We start from the raw sequence: 25,666 nt of genomic DNA, 5'->3' as shown, positions 1-25,666 counted from the left end.
CCTCAACTCAAAGCCCGCTTCGGCTGACGCCGGCTTGATGCTTGTCAGCCTCGTCAATTTGGCTGAATGACGCTCTGACCGTGCTGTTGCGCGAAGGTTGCTCTTCGCGCTGCCAGATCACGATCGTGACGCCCATGATGATCAGCACGCAGGCAAGCACCGTCTGCAACGCGAGCTCCTCTCCCTGCAGGATGAGAGCTGACATCAGTGCGACGACCGGAATGAGAACGAGGCTCTGCGATGCGATCCGCGCCGGAATTGAAGCCAACGCGTAGTACCAGGCAACGAAGGCGAGGCCGGTCGCAACGATGCAGTTGAACGCGATCGGGACGGCGAGAGCCGAAAGCTGCTCGACGTCGAGATGCGGCTCGAGGACGATCGAGGCCGTCATGACGGCCGCCCCCGACGTGGCGAGCTGGAATATGGTCCGGCTCCAGACGTCGATATCGCTGCGGGTCCGGTTGGCGAGCCAGGTGCCCAAGGCCCAGCAGATGGCGGCGATCAGCAGCAGGGCAACCCCTTCGGCGTTGTTGAAGGAAGTTGGCACAGCCGGCAGCCCAAGACCATTGGCGCCGAGCAGCACAATGCCGCCAAGCCCACTCCCGATCGCTGCAAGCTCGAAGCCGGTCTGCCGCCTTCCGTCAAAGACCCATTCAATGATCGCAAGCCAGAGCGGCATCGTATAGAAAATGAGCGCACTTCGACCGATGTCGAGATATTGCAGCCCAACCAGGCTCAGGCCGAGCCCGCAGGCCATCTGCAGCATGCCGACGGCAAACAGGTTGAGCCGTCCGTGATCGCCGAGGCGGAGCTGATGCCCCAATGCAAGGCGCGCCACCGCGATGGCCACCGCGCCGCCAAGAAGACGCAGTCCTGTAAAGAACAGGGGCGGGGCAACGCGCAGCGCGTCCTTTATGACGAGCCAGTTCACACCCCAGATCAGGATCACGAAGATCAGGCAGAGGGCTGCCGAAGCCGATGTCTTCCGGACTCTCACATCGTCCCCCTCTGGCCGGCAATTGAGGGTTCAAGAACATCGCGCTCCATGGCATCCTGGAACCTGCGCTTGTTCCCGACCGGCGTATGCCGGGTGGTCACGCGCGGAAGCGTTGCGGGATGGGAGCGATTGATCTTGCAAAGCAGGAAATGCGGGCCCGGAGTGCTGGCACAGTGCTCCATGGCTGTCAGGATGTGCCCGGCTTCGACGCAACGCACCGCTGAGCGGTAGCCGCAGGCGGATGCCACAAGATCGAGGGAGGAGCTTCGCGACGTCGACGCCTGCCCACCGGTGGAGGCATAACTTTCATTGTCGAGCACGACATGGATGAGGTTCTGAGGCTTGGTGTGGCCAATGGTGGACATGACGCCCATGTGCATCAGCGCGCCGCCGTCGCCATCCAGCGCCAGGACAGGACGCTCCGGCATGGCGATGGCGAGACCTGCCGCCAATGCGCTGCAATGACCGAGTGAGCCCTGCATGTAGAAATTCTCAGGACGATCGTTGATCCGAAACAGCTCTCGCGTGATGAATCCCGTCGTCGAGATGATCAGAGTGGCCGGATCGAGGCGCTGGCCGATCAGTTCGATTGCCTCGCCCGCGCTGAGCGGGTAGTCGAGCGGTACGTCGCAGGCCGGCCCTGCGGAGCTCTGCGCAAGCTGGCCCCTTCGCAACAGCACGGCAAAGGGCGCGTCCTGCCGATGCGCTTCAGCGGCGCGGATGAGAAGCCGATCCAGGCCGCCCGTCGTTCCGTCGAACTCGCACCAGTCGATGGCCAGCTGATCAAGGATCGCCTTCGTTGCGGCCCCCATGAAGACGTGCTGCGGCTCGTCTGCGCTCTCGTCGGGATGTCCTCGCACCGAGATCAGCAGGAGGACCGGGATCCTGTTGACCATCAACAACGATGTGAGCGGATTGACGACGTGACCAAGACCGGAGTTTTGCAGCGCGACGACGGCTCGCTGGCCAGACAGCGCAGCGCCGGCGGCGAGCGCCACCGCGCTGCCCTCGTTGGCCGCGGCCACGTCGGTCAGCGCGCTTTCGGTCGCTCTCTCAAAGAGGTCAGCGAAGTGCGAGCAGGGAACGCCGGAGAAGAATGTGTAGCCTGCTGCACTCAATCTCGATAGGAGAACGTTCGTCGGCACGGACATGGCTCTGCTCCTGCAAGAGGCGCCGGGAACGGCTCGGCCGTTCCCGAGGGGATCGATGTCTTTCGACCTCAGCTGAGCTTCTTCGCCACGATCAGGCTGCGATTGCAGAGCGATTTGTGGTACTCGACATCACCAAAGCCGGCCTGTTCGAGCATCCCTCGCATGTCTTCATAGCTGTAGCAGCAGCCTTCGTAGCCCGTAGTCAGGAGCACCGAATATTCTGCTTCGGCGGCCGGGGCCGGAACCCCGCCCCGATCGTCGGGATGGCAGCTGTAGACAGCGAGGCGGCCGCCCGGCTTGAGGCTGTCGTGGGATTTGCGCATCAGCAGGCGGACCTTGTCGGGTCCCCAATTGTGCAGAACGTGGGAATACAGATGAAGACTTGCATCCCGTGGCAGCGGGTCGACGAACATGTCGCCAGCAACAATACGAACACGGTCGGGATAGAGGCCCCGCGCGAGCAGGCAGGACCGCGCGAGCTCATCGACCGGGGGGCGCTCGAAGATGATTGCCGACAGTCCAGGGTAGCGCATCAGCAGATGAGCTGAATAAACGCCGGAGCCGCCGCCGATATCGAGCACGCTCGTATCGCTGCTGCAGTCGAGCAGGGCAGCCAGATGCGGGGCAAAGATCCGGCCGCGCTCCTCCATGCCGCGCGTGTTGAGGTCCGCGAACTCGCTGGTCTGCATCAGATCGTCCCAGCTGGTCGTGTCGCCGCGCGCCACATGCCAGGTGTCGGAGCCGTCGTTCCGCAGGACGTCGTACAGCTCGCGGACCGATGACTTGTACTTCATCGTGGCGATGTAGGAGGCGACGTTCTCGTCGGACCGACTGCTGAGATAGCGGAGGGCTTCGATGGTGGCGTGAAGTTGTCCGCCCTTGCGGGCAATCAGGCCCCAGGATTCGAAGAGCCTGATCATGGTACGGGTCGGCCGGTCACGAAGCGAGAAATGCTCCCGCAGTTCGTCTTCGGAGACCGGATGACCGTCCAGATAGGTGAACAGGTCGAGCCAGGACACTGCTGCAATGTAGAGGTCGGCGGCATATGAGCTGTCCCGCCACTTGATGATCTGGGCAATGTCGGGGCGGCCGACCTGTGAGACATCGGTCAGCGTGTCGGTGCGGGATGCGAGTGCAATCGGGGCCATGGGTCTGATCCTTTACGAGGACGGCGTGAGTTGTTCGGTTAGTCTCGCTGGGCTGGCGCGGCAGTCGCGGGCAGGTATTGTGCCTCCGCACGGGCCAGCTCGTCGTAGTGGAACAGCGAGAAGACCTCCTCGAGGGTTGCGACCTCAGCCTCGATCCCGGCGATGCTCTGCTCGGTGATGATGCGCTCGCAGACATTGCGCATCGCACTCGTCGCGGCGCGCATCGAATGATTGGCCCAGATCACGGTCGATATGCCGGCAGCGCGAAAGGCGGAAGCTGGGGTCCGATAATATTTGGTCGGGACGATCACGACAGGGAGGCGGTTCTGCCAGCCATTGGTGAAGGCGAAGATCTCATCCGCCGTGCTCTTCCTGGAGTGAATGAGAATGGCGTCCGCTCCGGCGTCCGCATAGGCGTGGGCGCGGTGAAGGGCCTCGTCCATGCCATGGCCGGCGATCAGGGCCTCGATGCGGGCGACGAGCACGAGGCCGTCTCCAACCGCGTCCTTCACGGCACGAAGACGCCCGGCGAATTCATTGGCATCGGCGAGCGGATGACGGTCGCCGACGAACGAATTCATCTTCGGAAACTGCTTGTCTTCCAAGGCCACGCCGGCGGCGCCCCGCTGACGGAGCTTGTGGGCCAGAATCCGCGCATTGTTGAAATTGCCGAAGCCGCTGTCGCCGTCGACGAGCACCGGAAGGTCGGTCGAATCGACCATGCGTTCGACGACGTCGATGAGTTGGGTCCAGGACGCCTCGCTTGCGTCGCGGTAGCCGAGAGAGGAGGCGATCGATAGACCGGAAGCCCACAGGCCCTTGAAGCCGGCGCGCTCGGCGACCGCGCTTGAGAGCCCGTCATGGGCCTCCATCAGAAAGCTCAGATCTTGATTGCAGCAGATCTGCTCGCGGAGCGCTGCGGCGCGAGTGGCGGCTTTCGGACGATGATCTGCAGCGTGACGTAGAGGTTGCGGTCGCGTGAGCATGCAAGGTCTCCCTTCCCTATGGGGGGTGCCATCCCTGGAGGCGTTTTCATCAACCACTAGTTGACAGTTTTGCGATGCTGAGATCAATTACTAACTCTGGTAGTCACACTGTTGCAGAGGCGCCTGCAGGGAGCGAGGGGAGGCGATCCCGGCCGAGAGCGATCGCGCCCCAGCGCAGATCAGGCCAGGCTCAATGGCGCCACCGGGGCCGCCGCCTTGCCGGGCGCGCGCGTGGCGGAGGGATTGCGGTCGCTACCTGAGCTTGTAGTAGCGGCGCGGATCGATATGCGTTCAACTGCTCGCTTCGCCGGCACCCGGGTCAGCCGTCTGGCGGATCTGAGCCAATGATCGAAACATCAATCGGTGCGAGCGAAGCCGGCGGACGGCTTGTTCGCATTCAAGCTGGCATGGATCCGATGACAACCATCCTTTTGGACGATCATGGGCGGGCTTGGGATGCTCATTCGCCCGTGTTGCGGAGATTTCTGCAATGCCCGGTGTCAGATTTCGACTTCTCGTCCTATGTGGTCGACAATCTGGGATTTGTCGCCGTCACCATGATTGACGGCCGGTCGGCCCGGATCCGGTTCAGGCCGAGGACCGCCTGCGGGATCAGCATCGCTTCGGCACTCTACTTGATCGCGGATAGGGCCGTGGAGCGGATCATCGTTGTGAGCGCAGGAGATGACGTGGTCGATCACATCTTCCCAAGGGCCAGCCAGGCAATGGCCTATATCGAGGATCAGGTCGCGCGAGCTCGCCAGCATCTGTCGCCAACGTTCAGAAGCCGTGAGTTGCCGATCACGGCGCTTGCCAAGGAGGCAGAGCCCCTTGCGGTGCTGTTCACGCGATGGCTGGAATGTGATCAGACCCGCGACAATGGCGAACTGAAAGGCCTTCTCGATCTGCAGTCACTGCAACGCTTCGTCATCATCGAGCCTGTCGATGGCCGGCTTATCTTCGCCGAGATCGGCTCCGGATTTGAAAGCTTTGGCAGAACCTGGCAACGGCATGCGCCGGGATTGCCGCTCGAGGAGCAGCCGGACTATCACTACGGCCAATGGGTCCGTGGCGTTTACGATCATGTCCTTCATACGGGGAAGCCGCTGTTTGACGACGTTGATGCGATCATCCGGCGCCCGCATCGAAATGACAGGTTGCGGGTGCATTACAGGCGCCTCATCCTTCCCTGCGGCTCCATCGGTTCCAAGCCGGCTCGTCTCGTCGGTGCGTCGCTCGTCGAGAACGTCGCATCAACCATCTGATGACCGGCGCGCTGCAGCGCAAGTGGATGGGCCAGCCGTCCGCAACCTGGGAATTCGTGGTTTGGTCCGCGGCAATTCGGCACGGCAGTTCAGGCGCGATAGTCACAGCCCTCTGCACAACCGGCGCCTTTGATTGCGCCGCCCCAAATTCTGAGACGGACGGCACTTGCGGGTTGCCCATCACAGCTTGGGTGGGAACCAAGAGGCATTTGGCTACTCGCGTAAAACGGGTGGTGACGACAATGGCATTGCGGACGCCGGACGAGCCTCCTGAGGCAGCGACATCGCCGCAGCCGGAGGCCACCAATCTCGGTAGCTCGCCAAGGGCAAGCTAACGTGGCATCAGTGGGTCAGGCTGGCCGTGTCTTCCTCTTTCGTCTCGGCGCATCGCCCGGAATGAGCCGGCGGCAAAGACAACGCCGCTTCTGGCGCTCGCTATGTGAGTTTCTCCACGTTGAACCGTGACGGAGCTGTGGCAGTCCGGGACCTATCGATTACGGCCTGAAACAGATATTGTATTGATGTTAATACGACTGGGCGATATCGTCTCACGTCGAGAAGGTGAGGCGACGGCGTCGGCTGGGTGCACGTCGATCCTTTGCAACCGACCGGCTGTCGGCGACCTTCCACCGACCGTTTTCGGTCTGGAGTTCGGTGATGTCTCTTGATGAAACCCTGCGAATTTTGGCAAGCGTCGAGCCAAGTGGCCTGATGCTCGATGAGCAAGCCGTCGAAAGCAGTCCCGATGCCGTGCTGGTTGCCCTTGGCCGCAGCTTTGAAGCGCTCTCCGCAGAACTCGCAACTCTCCAGCAGCAAGATGTGGAATCAGCTGTAGCCTCCTGCGATGCAAAATCGCAGATGGCGGCCGCGGCCAGCGTCGACCGCATCGAAGCGGTCTTGAGTTCCCTTGATCCGATTGAGAAGGCCATCATGGCGATACCTGCCAAGACGGTGGTCGGTCTGGGGGTAAAGGCACGACATGCTGCGCATGTGCTCTCGAATTACTGGACGGACGTCCCCGAGCGGCTCGACTGGGATGCCCGAACAGTGCGGCATCTGATCGAATCCGCTTGTTCAGTGGCCGGTGTCGATCTGAGCTAGGGTCTTTGCTGCGGGCCTTCCTCGTCATGGACCGCTGCGATGGCCTTTGGCGATTGCCTGCGCCGGCGCTCTCGCCCCGACTGGACGGCCATATAGATCGGCCGCGAAGCTCGTAAGCCTCAGCGGCGCTGCGCAATAAGAACCTGCGATTCAATCACTTCGACGACGCCGCCGGCGGTTGCGAATGGCGACATCTCCGTCGTCAATTCCTGCGCGAGCTGACCTGAGAGCGCGCCCAGCTGTTCAGGCGAGGAGGTCGACATCGAGAGTGCGCGATCGATGAGACGAGCGACAGGCACGAGACGCTGCTCAATGACGCCAATTCTGGTGAGCTGGCTAAACCGCGACTCAAGCAGAATCGTTTCATGGCGTAAGAGCTCGGGCGCGAAGCCGACACTTCTGTTGGTGAAGCGGTCCACCACTGCCGAGTAGCGCTTGTACCAGGCGTTCTGCGGGACATCGGGACGTACGTCATTGAAAAGCATGACCGCGCCGTCCTCCTCGATCAAGGGGTCGAGCTTCAGTAGCGTATCGGCTCGGTCCATCCAATGGAAGGCGCGCCCGATCGTCACCGCGCGAAAGCGGCCGAGCTGCGGGCTGAGGTCGAACGAGCTGCCTTCGACCAATTCGATCTCAATGGCCGCCGCGTTGGCGATTGCCCGAGCAGCCTCCAGCATCGCAGGTTCCGGGTCTATTCCGAGGACGCTGCCGACCAGCGGCGCAAATGCGATCCCGAGCCACCCTGGTCCACAGCCAAGATCCATCAATCGATGGTTCTTGGTCAGACGAAGGTGATCCGCCACGACTTGGATGAGCGCGGGCGCGTAGTTTGGCCGACCGGCCACGTAGTGAGGGACCGTCGATTGAAAGCTTGGGAATGAAGGGGAAATTGGTTCGGGCGTCATCTGTATCGTTCAGGCGGCGTGTTGAGCCTCAGTCCGGAGGCCTTCCGGTGTGGGCCGGTCCGCTCACGGCGGGCCCGATGAGATTGGACGCGCTTCTCCTTGACGCCCCCGAGATGTCGGATCGAGACGGATCGGGCTGAAGAGTTGGCGCGCCCTGCAACGGGCTAGAAATCCTTCAACGGCATACGAAGCTCGTAGGTTGCAGGCGGAGCCAGCAGCTCGAAGTGCTGGATTGGCTGTCCGGCACTGTCGAAGTGGATACGAACGACCTTCAAGAGCGGTGCTCCTATCGCGACATTGAGGCGTGCTGCGACGATGGGGTCGGCCGCAGCTGCCGTCACAATCTGCTCGCCCGAGCCGAAGGTTATGCCGAAGCGCTGCAGGATCGCGTACAGCGAGCCTCCCTCCATGTCCTCAGGACCGAATTGACGGCCGATCACTTCCGGAATGTAGGTCGTAACCTGCATGATTGGCCAGTCATTCATGTAGCGAATGCGAACTGCTCGTTGGAAAAGATCGTCTGCCTCGGCTTGGAAGTGCTCACGAACGTGGCGAGGCGCAGGCTTGAATTCGAACTCGACGACGTGGGCTCGCGTTGTGCGCACAATCTCCCGGTTGCGGGCAGCGAGGTCCATCATGGGTACGGTGAGAGGCTCTGGCTTCGAGAGCTCCCGAACGAACGTGCCGATGCCCTGGCGGCGTTCGATCAGACCGAGTTCATCGAGAGTGTCCAGCGCTGCCCGAACGGTCACGCGCGAGACGCCGAAGAGCGCAGCCAGATCCGCCTCCGCCGGCAAGACTTCTCCCGGTGCATAGCGGCGTTCTGCGATTTCATCCTGCAGAACCAGGAACACCTGATGATGAAGCGGAATATCGCGCCGGCGTCTTGCAAGGATCGCGGGCGGTCCTTTTTGGCGCTCGGGCTGTTCTGTCGGACGCGCCTTACGCGCCGTTTTCTCGGCGACAGGAGCAGAAGAGTCCAAATGCCGCGGAACTCGGGGCGCCACAACCTAGCCTCGATCCCACAGTGCCGCGGGCATGTCCATCGGTTCGAACTCTCCGAGGTGCTATTTCGATGCTAGCGTCTGGAGGGCCTTTTCGACGAATCTGTTCGTAAATGTCTCGGCGAGATCGACCTTCGCGCCACGCAATTGTGGGTCAACGGTTGACAAGACCTGGAATGCGGTGCTCGCGCCGTCGGCGCTGAACCGGCCATCGGGGGAAAACATGTCTCGTGTGCCCCGGATGGAGGCGATGAAGATGTTTCGATCGGGTTTGGCCCATTCCTCCGGAAGCGCATCGGCAATCTCGTCGACGGATGCGCGATCAATCCACTGCAGCGCCCGCACCATCGCGAGAGCAAAGGCCTGGATTGTCTCGGGATTGCGTTCGATGAAGTCTGATCGTACGTAGATCGTGCCTGACGGATAGAGGCCGCCAAAAATTCCGATCGTGCCTGCGTTGGTGCGAGTGTCCGCAACCAGTTTGACGTCACCTGCGGCTGTCAGTGTCGTAAGCGCCGGCTCTCCCGTGACGACCGCATCAACGGCGCCGTTGCGGATCGCTGCTACGGCACCTGTGCCACCTCCGACACTGATGAACGAAATGTCTGTCGGGGAGACGCCAGCTCGCAAAGCGATGTACTCCACCATGAACTGCGTTTGGGATCCCAGCGCCGTGACCCCGATCTTCATGCCTCTAAGGCTGCTTGGGTCGCGATATTCCGCAGCCTTCTCCTTTCGCAGAGCGAGCGCGAACGTCGGATGCCTGCCAAACAGCACAACCCCAACGATCTTCTGCCCCTTGGCCTGCATCTGAATCGTGTGGTCGAATGCGCCGGCGGTCAGTTCAGCGCTTCCTGCCACGAGAGCTTGGAGCGCCTTGGATCCGCCGCTCACGTCAAGAAGCTCCGGGTCGAGGCCTGCGTCCTTGAAAAAGCCAAGGCGCTCGGCAAGCGTTACCGGCGCGTATTGTAGAAAAGCCTTTCCGCCGATCGTGACTCTGACTCTGGATGTCTCGACGGGGTTGCCCGCTCGGGCCACTTTCGCCGAGCCACACAACGCCAATAGCGGAAGCCCGAGAAAACTACGTCGCTCTAACACTGGCCGGGTCTCGCGAGCGTTGGGAAGGAACGTGTGCCGGTAGTGAGAATCTCTCACGATCCGATCACATTCGAATCATACGAACGATCGTCCGCACGAGCAAGGTAAAAGCTCGCCGAGGTTGCACAAGTCATGTGCACGCCAAACGATTATGGCAAGAGATTGCGACCAAAAATTGTCGAAAGTAGCTGACGAGCATCGATTATGGCCGAAGAGTCGGTCACGTGTTTGCGTTGATCGAGTCGACGCGCGAAGATGATTTGGTAGTTGCAAAGCACGCGTGTCAGATATGCAAATCGCGCAGATGCGCAGAGCGGAAGCGGCCAGGGAATATATTCGGCCAGCGCAGCGCCGCCGCCGGCCACGAGATAGGTCTAGAAAGCAACCTCTCTGTATATGCCGGCCATGTCGATCGAAGCCGTGTCTTCGCGGTGCACTTGCGGCTACGAGTCTTGCCGTCGTTGCTCTCTCCTCGGTTGAGCGGCAAGGTTCTGATCCGCGGACCGGAAAACAGGGGGAAGTGTGGGAGCCTTTCTGAAGCAAGGCGATCGAAATCGCCCTGTATTGCTCTCTCCACAGGAAGGATTGAGAAGCCTCGCCCCCGCTTTGCAGGACCATACGCGAAAGCTCGGGGGGGCTTGCCGATCTCTATCGCCAGCCGGCCGACTTAGCCGCCTGGCGTTCTCGCTGCCGTCGCCCATGCTACAGCCGCTGGTGATGTTCCGGCAGGCTGTCTCGATGTCGGCGCAGAGACCGGACTCTCGAGGCGTGCACTCATCGATGCTCTTCCGAACTGGGGCGTGCAGGCCGTCGAGCCCAACCTTGACTTGGCTGTACGGGCGCCGCAGCGAGACTCGAAGTGGTCATCGCGCCCGCTGCGGTCCTGCCGCTCGAGCCAAACTCCGTGGACTTGGCGACCGTTGCGCAGGCATTCCATTGGTTCGACAGGCCCCGCGCCTTCTTCGTCCAGCGTACCGCGTCTCGTTGCAGAACGAGGTGCTCGCCGTCATCAACAACAACCGCCGGACGGGAGAGGTCGAGGGCTCATGGCAGTCCAGGACTTTGTCGATCCCGCGAACAAGGGCTTGTTCGCGACACTCTCGGGATCTTGATATCGCTGCTGAGATCGAGGCCTCCGGCAGCTGCCAGCTTCGCAACACCAGTCGGCAATGCATGTCATCGCCCGGTCACTGAATCTGTCTAGGCAGATTTGCGTGAGTGTAGCGAGCACACAAGGCGACTACCATGCCAGTGATCAGCCGTCGAACTGCGCTGCTCGGATCGCTGGCCGCAACGCTTCCGTCTCCGCCTGTTCATGCCCGTGAGGATCTCACGCTCGACGTGATGTTCCCGTTTCCGGTAGGCAACAACCGTGAAATCCACTTTGGGCTGGCCGAGCGCTTCATGCGCATCAATCCGGAGATAAAGATAAAATTCCGCAATCCCGCGCAGAACTACGAAGAGATGTCTCAGCAGGTCCTGCGGGCGGCATTGATCGGTCAGCTGCCCGATCTGAGCTTTCACGGGTTGAATTTGTTGCGCCTGCTGGTCGAGCGAGACCTCGCCCAACCCCTTGCGGAACGGATCTCGGCAGCTGGCGGTGCTGACCTGCTGGGTTACGCGCCGGCGGTTCTCGACATCGTTCGCCAGCGTGGCGACATCTACGGCATTCCGTTTTTCATCTCGACTCCCGTTCTTTACGTCAACGAAGCTCTGGTGCGCGAGGTCGACGGAGACCCTTCGCTGCTGCCGGCTGACTGGTCGGGCCTCGTCGCGCTCGGTCGGAAGATTAATGCGACCAGCGCCAATCGCACGGGATTCTACTTTCAATGGGATGTCACAGGAAATTGGATGTGGCAGGCCCTGCTCTTCAGCCGTGGGGGCCGCATCCTGTCCGACGACGAGAGGGCGGCTGCCTTCGACAGCCCTGAAGGACTTTGGGCGCTGGAGCAGCTCGAGGCCTTCGCCAGGAGCGGCATGCCGAACCTGAAATCCGCGCAGGCCCGGCCGGCGCTTGCTGCGGGAACGATCGGCATCTTGGCCGATTCCAGCTCGAACATCGCCTATGCCGAGCAGCAGATCGCGGGTAGATTCCCTCTGCGAGTTGCGCCGTTTCCGCTCGTGAGCCCCAACGGGAAGGTCCCTGCCGGCGGCGCGCTTGGCGTGATCCATGCAAAGGATCCGCGCCGGGCTGACGCTGCGTGGAAATATCTTCAGTTCTGCACCAGCCCGGAAAGCCAGGCGTTCATGGCCCGTCTCACGGGGTACATGCCGAGCAACGCCAAGTCGATCACAGACCCGGCTCTGCTCGGTGCCTACTACCAGCAGGCCCGCAATCAGAAGGTCAGCGTCGACCAGCTTCCGGTCATGATGGGCTGGTACGCCTTCCCCGGTGCCAACGCGGTGCGGATCATCGACACCATCCGCAATCATCTCGAGGCTGTCGTGACCGGGCGCCAAGGCGCCAGCCAAACGCTGAAGCAGATGGCGGCCGACGTCAACCGCCTGATCGAGGCGGCGTGATGGCAGCCAGCGATGGCCCAGGCGAAGGTGCCTTCACGCTCATTCACATCTCGGACCTGCATCTCAGCAGGAGGCGTCCCTTCTTTCAGCACAATTTCGAGGCGCTTTGCGACGTCATCGCCTCAACGGCCGCGGACTGCATCTTGTGCACTGGCGACATGTCACTCGACGGAGCCCATGATCCGGACGAGCTTGCCTTCGCGCGCCGGCAGCTCGACCGGCTCGGCCGGGAGATCTTGTATGTCCCCGGCAAATCATGACATCGGAAACAGCCTGCCGGACGTGCTCGGCGGCGAGGTCACGCTCTCGGCCGAACGCGCCTCCGCCTATCGCGGCCAGTTCGGCGCTGACTTCTGGACGACAGATATTGGCGCTGTCCGACTGCTCGGTCTCAACTCCATGCTTCCCGGCAGCGGCCTGGACGAAGAGGCGGAGCAGGAGGCCCTTGTAGCGCACGCCATTGCCATGCTCGGGCAGCGCCGCCTGATCGTCGCGGCACACAAGCCGCTTTACCTCGCCGAACCCGAAGACGCCGATCGCACGCAGAGCGCCATGTTTCCCGAGCATCGGCATCGTTGGGCTGGGCACTTTCACGAGGCGGCCGATGTGACGTATCTCTGCGGCCATCTGCACGAGATGAACGAGCTGCAATGGCGCGATCTGCGCCAGGTTTGGGCGCCGTCGACTGCGTTCATCATGGATGCCGCCAATCGTTTCGTGCGTCCAGATCGGCCGCCCCGCGAACCAGGGATCAAGCGGCCGGGATTCCTGGGGCACACCTTCACGCCGCATGAGCACATCGTCGAATTCGTTGAGTCGACCGCGTTCCTGATCGTCGATCTCGGAAACTGGTCCACCGACCCCCGCGGCTTTCACGCGCGTTATGCGGACCAGCCCTGGCGCGGTCATCTTTCAACGCAGCTGGCGTGACCATGATCTGCGCTACCGCCTGCCGCGTGCCGAAGACTCTTTACCTCCTGGTCAAGGGAGAGGCCGCGCGATGGCCTCGATAAGCCTCGACGCTATCGGCAAGTCTTTCGGCCGTACTCGCGTCCTCAAGCGTCTCTCGCTCGACATCCGCGATGGAGAGTTTCTGACGCTGGTCGGCCCATCCGGCTGTGGCAAATCCACCTTGTTGCGCATCATCGCAGGCCTCGAGCTGCAGGACGAAGGATCCGTCCGCATCGGAGATCGCGCCGTCGATGGCCTGCCGCCCAAGGCGCGGGATGTTGCCATGGTGTTTCAGTCCTATGCGCTCTACCCGCATATGACGGTCGAACGGAACATGGCTGTACCGCTCGTCATGCGCAGGCTGGGTGCTCTGCAGCGGATGCCGTTGCTCGGACGACTGGCCCCGGGGACGGAGCGGATGCGCGCCAGCATCGCCGCGGACGTCCGCAAGGTGGCTCTCGCGCTTGGGATCGAGCCGTTGCTCGCGCGCAAGCCCGGACAATTGTCAGGAGGCCAGCGGCAGCGCGTGGCCGTCGGCCGCGCCATGGTTCGGCAGCCCGCAGTGTTCCTGATGGACGAGCCGCTGTCGAACCTGGACGCGAAGCTCCGCGTCTCCATGAGAGCCGAGATCAAGGAGCTGCATGCCAAGCTCGGCGTCACCTTCGTCTACGTGACGCATGATCAGGCGGAAGCGATGACCTTGTCGGACAGGGTCGCCCTGATGATCGACGGCGAGCTGATTCAGATTGCGCCACCCCAGGTTCTCTACAATGACCCGGACCACGTCAATGTCGCGGCTTTCGTCGGCTCCCCCTCGATCAATCTTGTGCCTGCCACTGCCCTGAGCGAGTGGCTCGCGTCCGCGGTCAGGTGGGCCGGCGATGCCGGAAACCTCGATGGCGTGATGATCGGATTCCGCCCGGAGAGGCTGTCAATCTGCAATGAAGGGACAGCCGGTTCAATCGCCGGCCGCATCCGACTTGTAGAGCATCTCGGCGCCGACCGGTATGTCCACATCGACATTGCGCGCACTGAGCGTCCAATGATCGTTCGAACCCATCCTCATGACGGACCAGATCTTGCGCCAGGTGCAACGATTGCGTTGCAAGCGGAGCCCAAGGATATGCTCGTGTTCGATGCCGCGGGTCGAAGATTGCGAACATGGCCGTGCGATGCGACCGGGCTCTTGATCGCAAGGAGCAGCGCGTGACGATCGTGCCGTATAGACGCTCAGTCGGGCACAATGCCGCCATCAGTGCCATCGGGCGCCGCCGGACACGGGACTGGCAGACGGCGGTGATGCTGGCGGGGCCGGGAATTCTGCTTCTTTTTATTTTGTTCATTCTGCCGGCCATCGCGGTGTTTGCCATCGCCGCGACGGATTGGCAGCTCGGGGCGAAGAGTCTCAGCTTCGTCGGGCTCAGGAACTTCGAGCTGCTTTGGCAGGACGCCGACTTCTGGCACTCCATGATCAACACATTGGCGTTCGTGTCGGTCTGCGTGCCCGTGACGGTGGGCCTGGGGCTCATCGTGGCTCTGCTCATCGAGGCGGAATCGGGCCTTCGCGCGTTCTATCGTGCTGTCCACTTTTTGCCTTTCATGGCCACGATGACAGCGGCCGCGATCGCATGGGAGTCTCTGCTTCACCCCACGATAGGGCTCCTCAACCAGGTCTTGAGGTCATTCGGAGTTCAAGGCACCAACTGGCTAAGGGACGAGAGTGCAGTACTCCCCGTCCTGGGCGCGATCTTTGTGTGGAAGAACCTCGGTTATGCGATGCTGCTGTTTCTTGCCGGCCTGAAAACGATCCCGTCGGATCTCTATGATGCGGCCGAGGTTGACGGGGCCGACGGCCCGTTGTCACGTCTTGCGACCGTCACCCTGCCTCTGCTTGGTCCGATTGCGATGTTCGCGCTCGTGGTCGTGGCGTTGCGAGCCTTCGAAGTCTTCGACATCATCAAGGTTCTCACGCAGGGCGGCCCCGGCAAGGCGTCCGAGATGCTGCTCTATACGCTCTACGTCGAAAGCTTCGAGTACCTCCGTACGGGCTACGGCGCGGCGGTCTCGGTCGTCTTTCTGCTGATCGTGATCGGCCTGACGCTGCTGCAGGTGTTCGTCCTCGACAAGCGGGTTCACTACCAGTGAGAGCGGGGCGCATATCATGGTGTAGAACCATGGCTCGCCACCTGCTGCTATTGAGCAGCGCCGCGCTACTGCTCGGCCCCCTGGTGTGGATGGTCTCGCTTTCGCTCAAGCCGCCGGGCGAGATCTTTCGTGCTTCGCTTACCTTGCTACCCGAGCAGTGGTATGCCGCTGAGAACTACATCCGGGCACTCACGGTTGCGCCCCTGCCACGCTTTCTTGGCAACGGTGTTGTCGTGTGCCTGACGATCCTGCTGTGCCAGATTCTGGTCTGCGCGCCGATCGCCTATGCCTTGGCGAAGCTGCAGTTCAGGGGGCGAGATGCGATCTTTGCGTTCGTTCTTGTGGGCCTGCTGCTGCCCCATCAGGTGCTGGCTTTGCCGCTGTTCGTCCTGTGCTGGAAGCTCGGCATCCTGGACAGCTACGCCGCGCTGGTGCTGCCGTTCATCGTATCACCGTTCGGCATTTTTCTGTTCCGGCAGTTCTTCAAGTCGATATCGGACGATCTGATGCATGCGGCTCGTCTCGACGGCTATTCGGAGCTCGGCATCGTGTTCCAGATCATGCTGCCGCTTGCCCGTCCAGCGGTCATTGCCTTCAGCATTCTCTCGATCACCAGCCATTGGAACGATCTGTTCTGGCCCTTGATTGCGGTCCGCACGGAAGAGCTGATGCCGCCGGCGCTCGGCGTGATCACGTTCCGGAATGAAGAGGCGGGGTCTGATTATGGGCCTCTCATGGCCGGCGCGACCATCATTCTGGCTCCGCTCATCATTGCTTTTCTTGCAGCGCAGCGATGGTTCGTTGAAGGGTTGATGCTGGGCAGCACGAAATAAAGCGTGGGCGCCTGCGCTCCTCCGCCCATCTTCCTTATGAGATGACTGACGTTCGCAAGCGACTTACCACAGCGTTCATCATAGCTCACCGGGATCGCCGATCTCAGGATGGTGAGGCCGACTTCAGCGACGCTCCGGGGCGAATGGGCGCTAGGAGATCTATCATACCAGAACGCGATCACATCGATGTAGACAATCATCTTGAGCGACTTGTCTTCAAGAAGCCCCGGACTCGCGTTGGCGACTTGGAACGAAGCTGCATCGGCATCCAGTCTGATCCCCCAATTCGATGGCCGTGCTGATAGCGAAGTGATGCCGATGCGGCTTCATAACGCTGTTCGCTTCAGACCGGGGTAAGGCCGAGGCTCTGACGAGCGACTGTCGCAGTTGCGACGCAAATGGCCACGTTCCCGATGGCTGCGTCACGACAAACAGCCGCAGCTGAGAAAATCGATCTGTGAATGGCTCCGAGTGTCCTGCGTTGTCCGGCGGCTATGGGATTGACGGCGGCGTCCCGCTGGCCGGATGCAAAGGCTTAAATTTAAGCGTGCCATTGAGGAAAGCGCAAACCGTTACGTCAGTCTTCCGCATCTGCGGTCCAGGGTTCTGCTAACGTACCCTGCGAATGGGCGATGGAGCAGGCGAATGGTCTCGGTAAGCCAAGCCGGTGCGCCGGCAGAGTGTCGATCAGCCGCGCAGTATCTTCGAGTATCCACGGAATCGCAGAAGTACTCGATCGAGAATCAGGCGGCAGCGATTGCTGCCTATGCAGCCCGCCGTGGCATCGAAATTGTTCAAACCTATGCCGACCGTGGCCGCAGCGGTCTCAGTGTGGCCGGCCGCGACGCCTTGAAGCGGCTCATTGCCGATGTTGAGATCGGCCGCGCGCATTATCAGTCCATTCTTGTCTATGATGTTAGCCGGTGGGGCCGATTCCAAGATGTGGATGAGAGTGCCTACTACGAATTCATCTGCAAGCGCGCTGGAATTGGAATTCAGTACTGTGCCGACGAATTCGAGAACGATGGAAGCATGGCCTCCGTCGTTCTCAAGAACGTCAAACGTCTTGCTGCGGCTGACTATAGCCGCCAGCTGTCAAAGAAGGTCTTCCTTGGACAAAGTCGAACCGCTAGCCAGGGCTATTGGCGCGGCGGTCCCGCTCCCTTCGGTTTGCGGCGGCAGCTCGTCGACGAGCGCGGCCGCTCAAAGGGCGTCCTTGAGAGTGGTGATCGCAAGAACCTCAAGACAGACCGGACGCTGCTCGTGCCGGGCCCAAAGCGTGAGCTTAGAGTCGTCGAGCGAATCTTTGAGCTGTTTGTCAATGGCAACAGAAGTCGGACTGAGATCGCGGCGGAGTTGAACGCCAAGGGGGTTCGAAATGCCCGCGGCAAACTGTGGAGTATGCTGACGATCGGCAACGTCTTGAGGAACGAGGCGTATGTGGGCCACATTGTATTCAACCGGCGCTCCGCCAAGCTTGGCGAACGTGCAGTCTCGAACCCACCAGAGATGTGGATCAGGCATAAGGATGCTCTAGCTCCGGTTATCCGTCCGCATCTGTTCGAGAAAGCGAAGAAGAAGCTGCGAGAGTTCGAGTGTGGCCGGACCCGCAGTGACAAGGAGCTGCTCGATATCCTCAGGGGTCTGCTGCGACGCGAAGGCCGCCTGACGATGAAGTCCATTCTTATGGCGGAGGGGGTGCCGAATTGCTCGGTCTACGCGCGGCGCTTCGGCTCCTTGGACGAGGCCTACCGACGAATCGGCTACAGGCCCCATGTGAGATACAGATTCAAGGAGGTACAGGCGCGCATTCAGGAAATTGTCCACGCACTGGCTGAACAGATCATGGCGGAGCTTGAGCGGCAGGGACGTCGGGTCAGCTTCCTGCCCGAGCTGTGTCTTTTGACTTTGAACGGCGATGTCACAGTCAGTCTGGCAGTTGCTCGCGCCGTGAAGGACGGAAGCAACGGCGCACGGGCAGCACGCCGGTGGGAGCTGCGCAAGATGCGATTCACGAGGTCGAATCTCACGATTGTTGCGCGGATGGATGCGCGTAACATATCCGTGATGGAGTACTATCTGCTTCCGACCGCCAATTTGCCGAGAAACACAAAGGACCAGCGAATTCGAGTATCCGAACGCTGCTTTGGGGAGTTTCGCTGCGCAGATGTTCGGGAATTGCTGGTTCGGATGACTAGCCGTATCCCAGGTCTGGCAGATTCTCGGTCGTCTCCAGATCGCAGGCGGCGGTCAACGTCTTTGGCCTGATTGCTATTCCCTCAAATCGCCATCCTAAAACCCGCGGCTAAACGTCGCGCGGACGTAATCCTCTTCGAAGCGCGGAGAGTTAGGTACACTGGGGGGTACACGTCATGAAGGTGCATCTTAATAATAAAGCAATATCAAATAGATAGGAAGTTAATTGGATTACGCCCCTGGGCACCACGCTTCGCCCTGCGGGCTACGCGTGGCGCAGCCAGGCCGTAGCCCGCAGGGCGAAGCGTGCCCGGCGTAGCGTCTTCGCGAAGCCGGGCGTTTGAGCCCCCAAGTGTCAGCTTGAGCCGCGCTCTCTGATCTCCGATCCACCCTGTCAAACAGCTCCGCCGCTTGTCGCAGCTCACGCCCATGCGCCCGCAGCCTCGCCACCTGATCGGCCCGAGCTCTGCTGCAGTCTGGCGTCCTCATCGATTGAGAGGGCGCAGGGAAGGCCGAGTGCCGACTGGCACCCGCGGCCCCCGTGCGAAAGAAAATGCACGGGGCAGGAACCACAGGCTCAGCCGGAAACAACCCGGCCTTCCCTGCGCGATGGTTTGAACGGCTGCTCCGCGCTCTCCCAGGGGACCGGGCTTGCTTGCCCCCGTCATCGACATCGTCGCCGACCAAGACACCAGCGTCGGGGTGTCGGGACCACACGGCTTGACCGTCCGCAAAACGACGTTCGTCGGCACCTCCATGAGATGCTGCGTCGCTCCGCGGCCACCACTCCCCGCCGCAACGTCCCGTGACGATCGCGATGCGCCCCTCTCAGTGCGGGCGGGATGGCGGGGAATAGACCACTGATTTGGGGGCGGTGTCAACAAATTTTCTGTTATTCAGAAGCGACTGCCGCGCCGGGTCGAAATTGCCTGCTAAGTAGCACCGCGTACAAGCTACTGAAAAACTAGGCGAAAGCGCTCGCTGCACACCATTCTTGGCGTTGTCCCGGTTTCATCCACAGTTCTCCACAACTGGTGAATAGCGGCCAGATATTGATTGCAATCCGAAACGAAGCAGCCGACAAACCTCTGTTCCCCCAAGAGACATGATTTGCTTTCCTCAATGGAGAATTGCGTCATGTCGAAACATCGTCTGGAGTTTAAAGGGTGGGGATTCAGCATCAGCGCGACCGGTTTGGGGATCGTAGCCGCCGTCGTAATCATTGCACTGATCGTGGTTTTTCCACGAGTTGTGTAGCGGGAGTCGGGCGGATTAGCGCAGCGTAGTCCGCCATTCTTTCCATCCGTAGTCCCTGGGCTCGGCTGTTGCGCCGTCGACCGAAGGTATAGTGGCGGATTACGCTGCGCTAATCAGCCCCTACGAGCTACCGCAATGACCAAGAAGTTGAAGCCGATGCATCCCGGTGAAGTCCTGCGCGAGGAGTTTCTCACTCCGCTCGGAATGTCCGCGGGCGCGCTTGCCAAAGTGTGCGGCCTGCCGCGAACGCGGATCGAGCGTATCGCCGGCGAGCAGACCGGCATCACCGCCGACACCGCGCTCCGGCTCGCGAAGGCGCTCGACACGACGCCCGAGCTCTGGCTCCACCTGCAGACGGACTACGACGTTCAGATCGCGAAACGCAGCATTGGCAAGAGTCTCGCCCGGATCGAGACGGTCAACAAGCCAAGAGCGGCGTGACCGGCGGTTGGCGCCGAGCAGGTCGGCTGGCAGAAAGTTTTGTGCACTGTCACCGTAATCCCCGGCATCACCGCCGACACCGCGCTCCGGCTCGCCAAGGCACTCGATACGACGCCCGAACTCTGGCTCAACCTGCAGACGGACTACGACGTTCAGATCGCGAAACGCAGCCTTGGCAAGAGTCTCGATCGGATCGAGACGGTGAATAAGCCACGGGCGGCGTGATGGGTATGGCCGCGAGGTTGAGGGTGGCCCGTCCGAGAAGCGCGTAGGGCGGATTAGCGGAGCGTAATCCGCCGTTCTTTCCGAGCGTAATCCTTGGGCTCGGCCTTTGCACCGTAGGCCACAGACTCGATGGGTTAGCTGGCGCCAATCCGGCAGGAGGCGTCGACGGCGAGGACGATCTTTCTCCCAATGAGCGTCTGGACGGTGATCTGAAATGTGACGGGAGCGGCGGATCACGCTGCGCCAATCCGCCCCACGAGCTGATAGTTCTTCCCTCTTGCTGCCACAGGTCGTCCTCGAAATGCCTGCCACGGAAATTGTCGTGTTTCAGGCCTTGCCGATCAGGCGGTAGCCGTTCAGTTGCTCATAGAAGCCGGTCGCCCGTTCGCAACTCTGCAGATAGTCCGTCGCCATCTCGCTGGCCTCAGCGCTCAATCCCAGACAAAAATTGTGCAGAGAGGGATGGATGTTGCGAAGGTTCTGGACGATCCGTCCCAGCGCGGCACGCACGCGGTCCGCAACATGCTCCAGTTGTTCCGGGCGCGGCACGACGAGGTGGCCATCAGCATGCCTGAAGCGCCGCGCTTCCGTTTTTGTACGTTCCAGATACACGCCGAGGGAGCCCGCGACCGTCATCAGCCGGACGAAATAGGGCGGATGCGAACTCAGGAACGGCTCCTGCTCCTCGCTTTCCAATCGCGGATTGGTCAGGAACCCGAGATTGCCGAGCGAGTAGAAGACCAGCATCGCTCCCATCAGCTCGCACAACAACTCGTACTCCGCGGTGGCGGTCGCGTCCGCGCTCTCGATCAGCAGCGATACGAGCAAGCGGTCCAGCGTCTGATGGACCATCTGGTTGGCCGCGTAGCCGTCGGCCTCGTACTCCATATACTGCAGCAGCAGGTTCATGCCGGGATCACCGGCGGGGAACGCTGAATTGTAGTCGACGGCGCCGTACCGGTCGATGCGCGCGGCGTCTCGCAGAAAATCGCAGTGGCCGTGAACGACGTGCCCGAGTTCGTGCCACCATACAAAGCGCAGCGCGGCGCGAATCGTGTGCTGCGCGAAATACGTCCTGCCCTCACACATGTTCTGTGCTGCCTTCGTCAGCCGACGGATCTCCGAAGACCATTGCTCCCGCTCGGCGAGCACGGACGGCCGGATGAAGGGCACGCGTCCATCCAGCTTGCTCCCCAAAATGAAGGAAAAGCCCAACGGCGTGAACTCTCCGGGATAGTGAAACGATGGCAGCCGGTCGATCTCACCGACCTCGGGGAAGAACGCAGGATTGGACCACAGCGCGACCGCAAGTTCGGAGAACAAGGATTGGAGAGAAGGCGACAGTCCGATGCAGTATTCCGCGTCGATCCTGGACGCGAACGCATTCGGCGTTTCTGTCTTCAGGATGCAGCCGTTGACCGTGACCTTCGGATTGTACGCGACGCGAAAGGAAAGGCCCCTCGGGATCTCGACCGTTCGCCAGTCGACAGACTTCCAGCGCGGGGCGAGAAAGCTCCGGTGGCCGATCGAAGCGATCTCCTCATAGATGGGCGTCAGCTCCGGACTCGCCACCGTGTGGTGGCCGCCTATGAGACGCGAGAAGCGCTCCAGCATCGCAAGGGATTGATCGTCGGTCATGACCAGCCACCCACGTCCGTGATCCTCGCCAGGCGCCGCATCGAGTCGATCGCATATTGCGGCCGTCGAAACGTTGCACCGACCGGCGCTGCGGTCGCGAAGAGCATACTCAAGGTTCAAGGACTCAGCGACCGGGGAATTGCGGTGACGCTGCTGGACTGGACTGAACTCGGCAAAAGGCGCCGAGGCCTCCGGCGAGCCGAGGCCCATCCCGGCAAACGAGCCGGCCGGTCAGGCGCCGACTTGGCGGACTGATGTTACTCGGGACCTCTCTGTCGGCCCGCAGAGCGATTGCGCGTCAACGTATTACCATATGGTCTTGGAACGCCGCATCGAATGACGGTGAGAGTGCACAGAACTTGCCGTCGCTGCGGTGGCACCAGTGATCTTAGGAGGATGGAGGAAGGTGGGTCCCGCGCGTCTTTCGCGGCGTCGGTCTCGGTGATGGCGTGTTCCTGCCCGCAGGCAATGCGCTGCTGTCGCGGCAGGCCGAGGCGCCCAGCGGCATGCGGCGGTCGCGCCGCAGGTGCTCGCGGCGCCGCAGCAGCAGACCGGCTGAGCCCGCGCAGCTCGCGATCATCGGATCGGCATGCTAGGCTCGCGGCGGGGTGTGCATCGCGGCTGGTCATCCCAGGCGCTGCTGCGTTGAGGGACGATTGGAGGTCCCATGTTCGTCGATCTGCCGGGCTATTGGCCTGGTGATCCGAAGCCGGAGCCGCCGAAGCGGCGGCTGTCGCCGCGCGGCGAGCGGCTGCTGCTGGCGCTGCTCGGCTTCAACATGATCCTGCTTGTGATGGCGCCGGTCGGCGGCGCGACGCTGATCCACTGGCTGATTGCGGTGCTCGCGCGCTGAGCCGCGCCCCGCCTCGGGGCGTGCGGCGATCGATCTGCGGCCGTTGGCCGACCGGGGGTGTGAAGCTCACACCTTCATGTCGATCACGGTCCGGCTCATCTCGTCGCTCACCTTCAGCACGCGGGCATTGGCGGCGAAGCTGTATTTGGCGACGAGCTGGCTGATCATCTCCTGCGCGAGGTCGACATTGGGCGCGGCGACGAGGCCGTCCTTGTTGGCGAACGGCGCGGAGGGATCGTAGCTCGCGGAGGTCCCGGAGCTCGACCGGGTGATGGTCGTCTGCGTTCCGCCGCCGGCGACGTCGCTCTGCACCAGCTCGAGCGGGACATAGGCCTTCGGCGCGCCGGCCGGCAGCGTGCCGTCGGCATTGGGCAGCGCGCCCGTGCTCCGGGCATTGGCGACGTTCGAGGCGGACACTTCGAGCCGCCGCGAGGCCGCATTCATGCCGGAGACTGCGATGGTGGCGGTGGGGCTCATGGCGCGCTTGCTGACGAGGACGACGTGGCAGCTAAGCCCGGGGCCTGCGAAGCAAGCGTCAACACCCGTGCTGGCATTCGAATGACCGGGGCAAGGCTTCGTTCACCATGGTCCGGCCGCTCACATCGCGCGGTCGCCCCGTCAAGGGCAGCCGCCTCGTCTTCACGGTGGATTGCTTGGGGCGGCGCTTTCGACCGGCCGCCTTTGGCGTAAAATGCGCGAGCTCAAGGAGATTGCCGATGGCCAAATCAGGCGCAAAGCCAGCCGGTCTCGATGACCACGCCAGGAAGCTCGCGGCCGGGTTTGCCAAAGGGCGGCTGCCGCAGCCGACGCCGGAGCTCGAGCGCTTCCTGCTGACCCATTCCACCGAGATCTCCGCGGCGGCCGAGGGCGTGTGCCGCCACATGCCGCCGGCCGGCGACGACGAAGCGCTCGGCATCGGCTATCTGTTCATGCTGCAGATGCTGCTCTCCGGCCTGAACGAGCGGGCGAAGCGCGGCGCCAAGGATGCGGCCGAGCTGATCGCGCGCTTCCAGTCCGATCTGGCGGCGAAGGCCGAGGCCGGGGAGATCGAGGGCACCTTGCTCGCTTATCTCGGCGGCGCGCTGCAGCAGGCCGGAATCGCCGCATCCCCGGAGCTCATCGCAGTCTCGGCCGAGCTCGGCGATGAGGAGGAGGACGATGTGCTGCCGGGCGACATCGTCTCGGTGCTCGAAGACATCCTCGAGGCCTGCGACGGCGATCCGTTCCAGATGGTGTCCGCCTTCGCCGAGGGCGCGCATCTCATGCCCGACGATGCCAAGATCGCGCTGGCCACCCATCTGGCGCAGAACGAGCAGGCGGATGCGCGTGCGGCCGCAGTGCTGTTCCTGCAGAACGGCAGCGCGGCGGTGCGCAAGGCCGCGGCGGCGGCGCTGCTGGAGCAGGCTGCGATGTTGTCGCCCGTCGACCTCCGCCGTGTGATCGCGATGCGCAACTGGCGGCCGGAGCGCGAGCGCGCCGGCGTCGACGCGATCATCCAGAAGGCCCGCGCGGCCGGCGTGGACTGCGCGCCCTGGGCAAAAAGCGCGGTCGACAAGCTCAAGTCCAGTGCGACCGACGGCGCCGGCACGCAGCTGTTGCTGGCGGTGTCACCCGTCGACCGCAAGACGCAGCGGATCATGACGATCTTCACCCGCGACGGCATCTCCGAGGCGATGACCAGCGATCCGCAACCGCGCGAGGCGGTCAAGGAGATCATGGCGGGCCTCGCGGCGCATGGGCCGCTGCTGGACGTCAGCCGGGCCTTCGTCGACCGCATGGTCAGTCACCATCTCGGGCTCACCGTCAAGCGCGGCGAGGTGCCGCCGGCGGGGCTGTTGCAGGTCGCCGAGACGATCGGCGGCGCCGAATGGCAGCCGGCCTGGATCGATTCTCGCGAGCTCCTGAACGAGCTGATCGCCGATCTGCCTGACGATCTGCGCGATGCCGAAGACGTCGCGATGGCCCTGGCCGACAGCGGCGACATCGTCGAGCTCGACGGTATCGAGGATTCCTGGTTCGAGGACGATGCCGAGCTGGAGCAGAAGGTGAAGAGCGCCAGCCGCCGGGCGCGCGAGGCGCTGCCCGCCAAGCTTTTGCAGAACGACGGCGCCATCGGCGCGCAGCGGGCGCGCTGGGCGGAGCTGTTCGTGATGACGGCGCTGTGGATGCGCGAGGGGGCACGCGACGAATGGCTCGGCTGGGCCGATCTCGCCGTGATCGCGCGCGCCGTGCTCGATGGGCATGACCTCAGCGAGATCGGGCTGATGCGCAACATCGCCGAGCGGACGGTGGCGTGCCTGGCGCGGGAGGACGATGACGACGAGCTTCAGGACGATCCGTTCTGATCATCGTGCAGGAGCGACAGGGCACCTGCCACCTCGCCGGCCTGGGAGACCAGCACATATTCGCCCCGCGCGGCGCGGACGCCGGCGGTGATCACCACCGCCCGCTTCGGGCACAGGCCGAAGCAGCTGGCCATGATGGTGCGGGCAGACTTGCCGCGCGCCGGGGCCGCGCGCTTCATCGCCCGCTTGATCTCCTTCCCGATGTCCTTCGCATCATCGCTGCGCTTCAGGCATTTGCGGCAGACGAAGACGGGAGCAGGGCGGGGCGGCCGGACGATGCGGGGTGAAGCCATGGCTTGCAGCTAGGCGGTTGTGCAGCGCTCCACATCCCCCTGATGACGCGCAGCCGATGTGCGGCAGGCGAGGGTCCCGCCCTCCATGGCTCTTTGGAGGATCCAGTGCTGGAGAGCGATCATCTTCGAGCGGAACGAAGAGTTGAGCTATTGCCCATCGTCAGAGCATATGATCTTGTCGCGCGGATGCGCGGCAGGCTCGCCTGGGGATGGTGGGGGTGCGTCGGTTCCCGAGGCCCCGACCGCCATGTCATAGTGCCCGCCACGCTCGCGCGCGGCGGGTGAGGATGTCTGGAAGGAGACCGCTCGGC

Annotated in this window: 23 protein-coding genes; 13 read left to right on the top strand and 10 right to left on the bottom strand. The window is 62.4% G+C overall.

Translation table 11 applies throughout. The features are described 5' to 3' along the window. Positions 1-7: 7 nt before the first annotated feature. The 4 genes from QXZ94_RS22770 to aepX all read right to left on the bottom strand — a co-directional run bounded on the left by QXZ94_RS22770 (position 8) and on the right by aepX (position 4,282). Positions 8-997, bottom strand: coding sequence for a DMT family transporter (locus tag QXZ94_RS22770; protein WP_315722307.1), 990 nt, complete (start codon positions 995-997; stop codon positions 8-10). Further along, positions 994-2,148: a phosphonopyruvate decarboxylase gene (gene aepY, locus QXZ94_RS22765; protein ID WP_315722306.1), complete on the bottom strand. Its 1,155-nt coding sequence runs from the start codon at positions 2,146-2,148 to the stop codon at positions 994-996. The genes QXZ94_RS22770 and aepY overlap by 4 nt, the downstream gene beginning before the upstream one ends. A 68-nt stretch (positions 2,149-2,216) precedes the next feature. Beyond that, positions 2,217-3,296 (bottom strand): methyltransferase, encoded by a 1,080-nt coding sequence (locus QXZ94_RS22760; protein ID WP_172183563.1) that lies wholly within the window; start codon positions 3,294-3,296, stop codon positions 2,217-2,219. A 38-nt stretch (positions 3,297-3,334) separates the two neighbouring features. Next, the gene (aepX, locus tag QXZ94_RS22755; RefSeq protein ID WP_315726451.1) at positions 3,335-4,282 is read right to left on the bottom strand and encodes a phosphoenolpyruvate mutase; all 948 of its coding nucleotides are present in this window, start codon (positions 4,280-4,282) and stop codon (positions 3,335-3,337) included. Between the two features lie 344 nt (positions 4,283-4,626). Between aepX and QXZ94_RS22750 the strand changes: the two genes are divergently transcribed. Then, positions 4,627-5,547, top strand: a complete 921-nt coding sequence (locus tag QXZ94_RS22750) for a hypothetical protein (protein ID WP_172111396.1) — start codon at positions 4,627-4,629, stop codon at positions 5,545-5,547. Between the two features lie 657 nt (positions 5,548-6,204). Further along, positions 6,205-6,648, top strand: coding sequence for a hypothetical protein (locus tag QXZ94_RS22745; protein ID WP_172131187.1), 444 nt, complete (start codon positions 6,205-6,207; stop codon positions 6,646-6,648). Positions 6,649-6,767: 119 nt separating this feature from the next. Here the strand turns inward: QXZ94_RS22745 and QXZ94_RS22740 are convergent, their stop codons facing one another. From QXZ94_RS22740 to QXZ94_RS22730, 3 genes are all read right to left on the bottom strand, one after another. Further along, positions 6,768-7,553 (bottom strand): class I SAM-dependent methyltransferase, encoded by a 786-nt coding sequence (locus tag QXZ94_RS22740; RefSeq protein ID WP_172131186.1) that lies wholly within the window; start codon positions 7,551-7,553, stop codon positions 6,768-6,770. Between the two features lie 164 nt (positions 7,554-7,717). After that, positions 7,718-8,536 carry a GntR family transcriptional regulator gene (locus QXZ94_RS22735; protein WP_246739805.1) on the bottom strand — a complete coding sequence of 273 codons (819 nt, stop codon included), beginning with the start codon at positions 8,534-8,536 and terminating at the stop codon, positions 7,718-7,720. An 84-nt stretch (positions 8,537-8,620) separates the two neighbouring features. Further along, positions 8,621-9,655 (bottom strand): ABC transporter substrate-binding protein, encoded by a 1,035-nt coding sequence (locus QXZ94_RS22730; RefSeq protein ID WP_315722305.1) that lies wholly within the window; start codon positions 9,653-9,655, stop codon positions 8,621-8,623. A gap of 859 nt (positions 9,656-10,514) precedes the next feature. On the opposite strand from QXZ94_RS22730, the gene QXZ94_RS34440 reads away from it, so the two are divergent. The 9 genes from QXZ94_RS34440 (at position 10,515) to QXZ94_RS22690 (ending at position 20,226) form a co-directional block, all read left to right on the top strand. Then, the gene (locus QXZ94_RS34440) at positions 10,515-10,859 is read left to right on the top strand and encodes a hypothetical protein (protein ID WP_409998765.1); all 345 of its coding nucleotides are present in this window, start codon (positions 10,515-10,517) and stop codon (positions 10,857-10,859) included. A gap of 41 nt (positions 10,860-10,900) precedes the next feature. Further along, positions 10,901-12,178 carry an ABC transporter substrate-binding protein gene (locus tag QXZ94_RS22725; protein ID WP_315722304.1) on the top strand — a complete coding sequence of 426 codons (1,278 nt, stop codon included), beginning with the start codon at positions 10,901-10,903 and terminating at the stop codon, positions 12,176-12,178. A 240-nt stretch (positions 12,179-12,418) separates the two neighbouring features. Beyond that, a complete protein-coding gene (locus tag QXZ94_RS22720; RefSeq protein ID WP_315722303.1) occupies positions 12,419-13,108 on the top strand; it encodes a hypothetical protein in 690 nt (229 codons plus the stop codon). A 70-nt stretch (positions 13,109-13,178) separates the two neighbouring features. After that, positions 13,179-14,339, top strand: a complete 1,161-nt coding sequence (locus tag QXZ94_RS22715) for an ABC transporter ATP-binding protein (RefSeq protein WP_315722302.1) — start codon at positions 13,179-13,181, stop codon at positions 14,337-14,339. Then, positions 14,336-15,274: a sugar ABC transporter permease gene (locus QXZ94_RS22710; protein WP_315722301.1), complete on the top strand. Its 939-nt coding sequence runs from the start codon at positions 14,336-14,338 to the stop codon at positions 15,272-15,274. The genes QXZ94_RS22715 and QXZ94_RS22710 overlap by 4 nt, the downstream gene beginning before the upstream one ends. A gap of 29 nt (positions 15,275-15,303) precedes the next feature. Further along, on the top strand, positions 15,304-16,107 hold the full coding sequence (locus QXZ94_RS22705) for a carbohydrate ABC transporter permease (protein ID WP_315722300.1): 804 nt from the start codon (positions 15,304-15,306) through the stop codon (positions 16,105-16,107). Between the two features lie 645 nt (positions 16,108-16,752). Then, positions 16,753-18,375, top strand: coding sequence for a recombinase family protein (locus QXZ94_RS22700; protein WP_315722299.1), 1,623 nt, complete (start codon positions 16,753-16,755; stop codon positions 18,373-18,375). A 1,320-nt stretch (positions 18,376-19,695) separates the two neighbouring features. After that, positions 19,696-20,001, top strand: a complete 306-nt coding sequence (locus QXZ94_RS22695) for a HigA family addiction module antitoxin (RefSeq protein WP_315722298.1) — start codon at positions 19,696-19,698, stop codon at positions 19,999-20,001. Between the two features lie 39 nt (positions 20,002-20,040). Then, complete coding sequence (locus QXZ94_RS22690) at positions 20,041-20,226, top strand: HigA family addiction module antitoxin (RefSeq protein WP_315722297.1); 186 nt, start codon at positions 20,041-20,043, stop codon at positions 20,224-20,226. A gap of 327 nt (positions 20,227-20,553) precedes the next feature. Here the strand turns inward: QXZ94_RS22690 and QXZ94_RS22685 are convergent, their stop codons facing one another. Further along, positions 20,554-21,864 carry a hypothetical protein gene (locus QXZ94_RS22685; protein ID WP_315722296.1) on the bottom strand — a complete coding sequence of 437 codons (1,311 nt, stop codon included), beginning with the start codon at positions 21,862-21,864 and terminating at the stop codon, positions 20,554-20,556. Between the two features lie 667 nt (positions 21,865-22,531). On the opposite strand from QXZ94_RS22685, the gene QXZ94_RS22680 reads away from it, so the two are divergent. After that, complete coding sequence (locus QXZ94_RS22680; protein ID WP_315722295.1) at positions 22,532-22,717, top strand: hypothetical protein; 186 nt, start codon at positions 22,532-22,534, stop codon at positions 22,715-22,717. A 66-nt stretch (positions 22,718-22,783) separates the two neighbouring features. Here QXZ94_RS22680 and QXZ94_RS22675 read toward each other — a convergent pair whose 3' ends face one another. Continuing rightward, positions 22,784-23,194, bottom strand: coding sequence for a flagellar basal body rod protein FlgC (locus QXZ94_RS22675; protein WP_172110181.1), 411 nt, complete (start codon positions 23,192-23,194; stop codon positions 22,784-22,786). A 239-nt stretch (positions 23,195-23,433) separates the two neighbouring features. Between QXZ94_RS22675 and QXZ94_RS22670 the strand changes: the two genes are divergently transcribed. Further along, complete coding sequence (locus QXZ94_RS22670; RefSeq protein WP_315722294.1) at positions 23,434-25,062, top strand: hypothetical protein; 1,629 nt, start codon at positions 23,434-23,436, stop codon at positions 25,060-25,062. On the opposite strand, the gene QXZ94_RS22665 is transcribed toward QXZ94_RS22670, so the two are convergent. After that, positions 25,044-25,355 (bottom strand): hypothetical protein, encoded by a 312-nt coding sequence (locus tag QXZ94_RS22665; protein ID WP_315722293.1) that lies wholly within the window; start codon positions 25,353-25,355, stop codon positions 25,044-25,046. The genes QXZ94_RS22670 and QXZ94_RS22665 overlap by 19 nt on opposite strands. Positions 25,356-25,666: the final 311 nt, after the last annotated feature.

The organism is Bradyrhizobium sp. SZCCHNS2022 (assembly GCF_032377575.1).
GTDB classification, from domain to species: domain Bacteria; phylum Pseudomonadota; class Alphaproteobacteria; order Rhizobiales; family Xanthobacteraceae; genus Bradyrhizobium; species Bradyrhizobium aeschynomenes.
This window is presented reverse-complemented; position numbering and strand designations above follow the sequence as displayed.